Consider the following 3,458-nt stretch of genomic DNA (forward strand, 5'->3'; position numbering starts at 1 on the left):
GCCACCTATATCGCTGCACGGTCAGAGGATGACGACCTTCGGCGCCCTCGGGCGGGGGAATAGCGCACGCCCGGAATAGGTACTCTGCGCCAGTACGGCTGACGCCTAGCGCCACGTGAGAGGGTGCCGACCCGCGGGTCGGCACCCTCTTCGGCGTTCCAGGCTCGGGAGCGGGTGCATACGGGTTGGTGCGGGGGGCGGGCATGACGATCATTGAGCGGGGTCCGCGGTACGCGCGGGCCCGGGAGCGGCGCTGCGGGGGAGCGGATCGGTATGTGGAACGGTGACGAGCTGGATCTGGCCGCGTATCTGGCGCGGATCGGGCTGAAGGGCGACGGCCGGGAACTGCGGCCGGACCTCGAGACGTTGTACGCGGTGCACCGGGCCCACACCGCCGCCATCCCCTTCGAGAGCCTGGACGTCCTGCTCGGCCGCCCCGTCGCGCTGGAGGTCAAGGCCCTGGAGGACAAGCTCGTGCACGGCCGCCGCGGCGGCTACTGCTACGAGCAGAACTCGCTGCTGGCCGCCGCCCTGGAGCGGATCGGCTTCGAGGTCTCCGGGCGCGGCGCCCGCAACCGCACCCGGGGCGACACCCTGCTCGCGGTGACGCATGCGGCCCTCGTCGTCACCGTCGGCGGTGAACCGTGGCTCTGTGACGCGGGGTTCGGCTACCAGGGCCCGCGCGAGCCCGTCCCGCTCGCGCGGCCCGGGGCCGAGGTCCGCCAGGGGCCGTGGACCTTCGCCGTCCACGAGGAGGAGGACGGCGTCCTCGTCCTGCGCATCCGCCGCGGTGACGCGTGGCGCGACCTGTACGCCTTCTCCCCGCAGCGCTACCACCCCGTCGACTACGTCGTACTGAACCACTACAGCTCCACGCACCCCCGCTCCTCCTTCGTCGGGCGGACCCTCGTCCAGCTCCCGGGGGACGAGGTGCGCACGACGCTCGTGGGGCGGGAGCTCATGCGCCTGTACCCGGACGGGCGGACCGAGCGGGAGACCGTCGGACCGGACGGGCTGCTCGCCCTGCTCGACCGGGAGTTCGGCCTTCGCCTGCCCGCGCGAGATGCGGCCGAACTGGTACGGATCCACCGCTCCGAGGACTGACCGGGTCCGGGTCCGGGCCCGTACGATGGCGCGGTGCTGGTCAAGTGGATTCGCTGCACGGTGACGGACCGACGCGGGTTCGAGCGCGGGCAGCGCAAGTGGGCGGGGCTGCCCGGCGAACCCGGATTCCGGGGGCAGGGCGGCGGCTGGAGCAGAGGCCGGCAGGGGGTCGCGCATGTCTTCGCGTTCTGGGAGAGCCGTTCCTTCTACGACTCCTTCATGGCCCGCTCGCACGACAGGCTGGCGGCCGCGCAGAGCGGCACCTACACCGACGCGCGGGTCACGCTCTTCGACTACCGCTTCGACGTGAAGACCGGCTTCGAGCCGCGCTTCAGCGACGCCGACGTGGTCCGGGTCGCCCACACCCGCGTCCGTGAAGGCCGGGTGGAGCACTTCGCGCTGATGCAGGAGAAGGTCTGGAACCCCGCCATGGCCGGTTCGCCCGGGATGATCCGGGGGCTCTTCGGGGAGGCGCCGGGCCGGGAGTTCCTCGTCCTGTCCATGTGGCGCGCGGCCGCCGAGCACGGCAAGTACCGGCAGGAGCGCGTGGAGCGGCTCTCGCTGCGCGCCCAGACCGAGGCCGACGTCGAGGCGCTCACCGGGGACGTCGTGGACCTCGAACCGAGCTGGACGGTATGACCGTACGACGGATCACCGCCGGTGACCGGCGTGCCCGGGGCGTTCGCGCCCCGGGGGGCCGCATAGGGTCGGGGCATGGTCCGACCACGGCGCATCGTCCTCGTCCGGCACGGGGAATCGGAGGGAAACATCGATGACACGGTGTACGAGCGCGAGCCCGACCACGCCCTGCGGCTGACCCGGTCCGGCCGCGAACAGGCGGCGGAGGCCGGGGTCCGGCTGCGCGAGCTCTTCGGCGAGGAGCACATCAGCGCATACGTCTCTCCGTACCGCCGCACCCTCCAGACCTTCCGCGAGCTGCGCCTGGACCCCGCGCGGGTGCGGATGCGCGAGGAGCCCCGGCTGCGCGAGCAGGACTGGGGCAACTGGCAGGACCGTGACGACGTCAAACTCCAGAAGGCCTACCGCGACGCCTACGGGCACTTCTTCTACCGGTTCGCCCAGGGCGAGTCGGGCGCCGACGTCTACGACCGCGTCGGCTCCTTCCTGGAGAGCCTCTACCGCAGCTTCGAGGCCCCCGACCACCCCGAGAACGTCCTCCTCGTGACGCACGGCCTGACGATGCGGCTCTTCTGCATGCGCTGGTTCCACTGGTCGGTCGCCGAGTTCGAGGCCCTCTCCAACCCTGGGAACGGAGAATTCCGGATCCTGTTGCTGGGTTCCGACGGCCGTTACCGGATGGACCGCCCGTTTGAGCGGTGGACCACACCCGAGCCTTATGACCTGGACGGCTAAAGTGGCGCGCGATGACCGCTGATTCCGCTTCCGAACGGCGCTACGCGCGCGCCCTGTCCAGCCTCCGCGGGCTGGCCCTGGGGGACGCCCTGGGCTCCCAGTACTTCGTCCCCGTGAACTACCCGCTGCTCAAGCGGCGCGAGCTGCCGGCCGGCAGCGAGCCGTGGCAGTGGACCGACGACACCGAGATGGCCTGCTCGGTGGTGGCCGTGCTCGCCGCCCACGGGCGCATCGACCAGGACGCGCTGGCGTCCTCCTTCGCCGAGCACCACGACTTCGACCGGGGCTACGGTCCCGCCGTGAACCGGATGCTGCGCCTGGTCCGCGAGGGTGAGGACTGGCGCACCCTGGCCGCCGAGCTCTTCAACGGGCAGGGTTCCTGGGGCAACGGCGCCGCCATGCGGATCGCTCCGCTGGGCGCCTGGTACGCCGAGGACCCCGAGCAGGCCACCCACCAGGCGGAGATCTCCGCCTACACCACCCACCAGCACCGCGAGGCGGTGTGCGGGGCGATGGCCGTCGCCGCCGCGGCCGCGCTGGCGGCCGCCCCGGCCGGGCCGCCGACAGCCGAGGAGCTGCTGGACGGGGTGATCGCGCTGGTGCCGCGCAGCGCCGTGGGCGCGGGCGTGCGCCGGGCGCGGGACATGCTGGACTACGGCGACGCGAACACCGTCGCGGCCGTCCTGGGCTGCGGCCGGCGTACCAGCGCCCACGACACGGTGCCGTTCGCCCTGTGGTCGGCCGCACGGGCGCTGGACGACTTCGAGCGGGCCTTCTGGACCACCGCCCAGGTGGGCGGGGACGTGGACACCACCTGCGCGATCGTGGGCGGGGTCCTGGGCGCGCGCGGCGCCGGCGCGCTTCCTCCGGCCTGGCTGGACCGGACGGAGGCCCTGCCGGCCTGGCTGCCGGAGGTACCGGCCTGACGCGGCCGCCAAGGGCTCGACGTCGAGGACCCGGGTGCGGGGGCACTCCCCCCG

General features: G+C 72.8%; 4 protein-coding genes. All 4 read left to right on the forward strand.

Annotated features, from left to right (window positions below):
• The first annotated feature begins 273 nt into the window (after positions 1 to 273).
• The 4 genes from AB0O29_RS34570 to AB0O29_RS34585 all read left to right on the forward strand — a co-directional run bounded on the left by AB0O29_RS34570 (position 274) and on the right by AB0O29_RS34585 (position 3,404).
• Positions 274 to 1,104: an arylamine N-acetyltransferase gene (locus AB0O29_RS34570; protein ID WP_365160003.1), complete on the forward strand. Its 831-nt coding sequence runs from the start codon at positions 274 to 276 to the stop codon at positions 1,102 to 1,104.
• Between the two features lie 33 nt (positions 1,105 to 1,137).
• Positions 1,138 to 1,743 carry a YdbC family protein gene (locus AB0O29_RS34575; protein ID WP_365160006.1) on the forward strand — a complete coding sequence of 202 codons (606 nt, stop codon included), beginning with the start codon at positions 1,138 to 1,140 and terminating at the stop codon, positions 1,741 to 1,743.
• 75 nt (positions 1,744 to 1,818) lie between these two features.
• Positions 1,819 to 2,478, forward strand: coding sequence for a histidine phosphatase family protein (locus AB0O29_RS34580; RefSeq protein WP_365160009.1), 660 nt, complete (start codon positions 1,819 to 1,821; stop codon positions 2,476 to 2,478).
• Positions 2,479 to 2,489: 11 nt separating this feature from the next.
• Positions 2,490 to 3,404: an ADP-ribosylglycohydrolase family protein gene (locus AB0O29_RS34585; RefSeq protein WP_365160012.1), complete on the forward strand. Its 915-nt coding sequence runs from the start codon at positions 2,490 to 2,492 to the stop codon at positions 3,402 to 3,404.
• Positions 3,405 to 3,458 lie beyond the last annotated feature (54 nt).

Source organism: Streptomyces sp. NPDC089915, assembly GCF_040684675.1.
Classification (GTDB): Bacteria; Actinomycetota; Actinomycetes; order Streptomycetales; family Streptomycetaceae; genus Streptomyces.

What these genes read in the sequence shown, in the direction of transcription:
- AB0O29_RS34570 (WP_365160003.1), top strand. Translation starts at nt 274, where the DNA reads ATGTGGAACGGTGACGAGCTGGATCTGGCCGCGTATCTGGCGCGGATC.
- AB0O29_RS34580 (WP_365160009.1), top strand. Translation starts at nt 1,819, where the DNA reads ATGGTCCGACCACGGCGCATCGTCCTCGTCCGGCACGGGGAATCGGAG.
- AB0O29_RS34585 (WP_365160012.1), top strand. Translation starts at nt 2,490, where the DNA reads ATGACCGCTGATTCCGCTTCCGAACGGCGCTACGCGCGCGCCCTGTCC.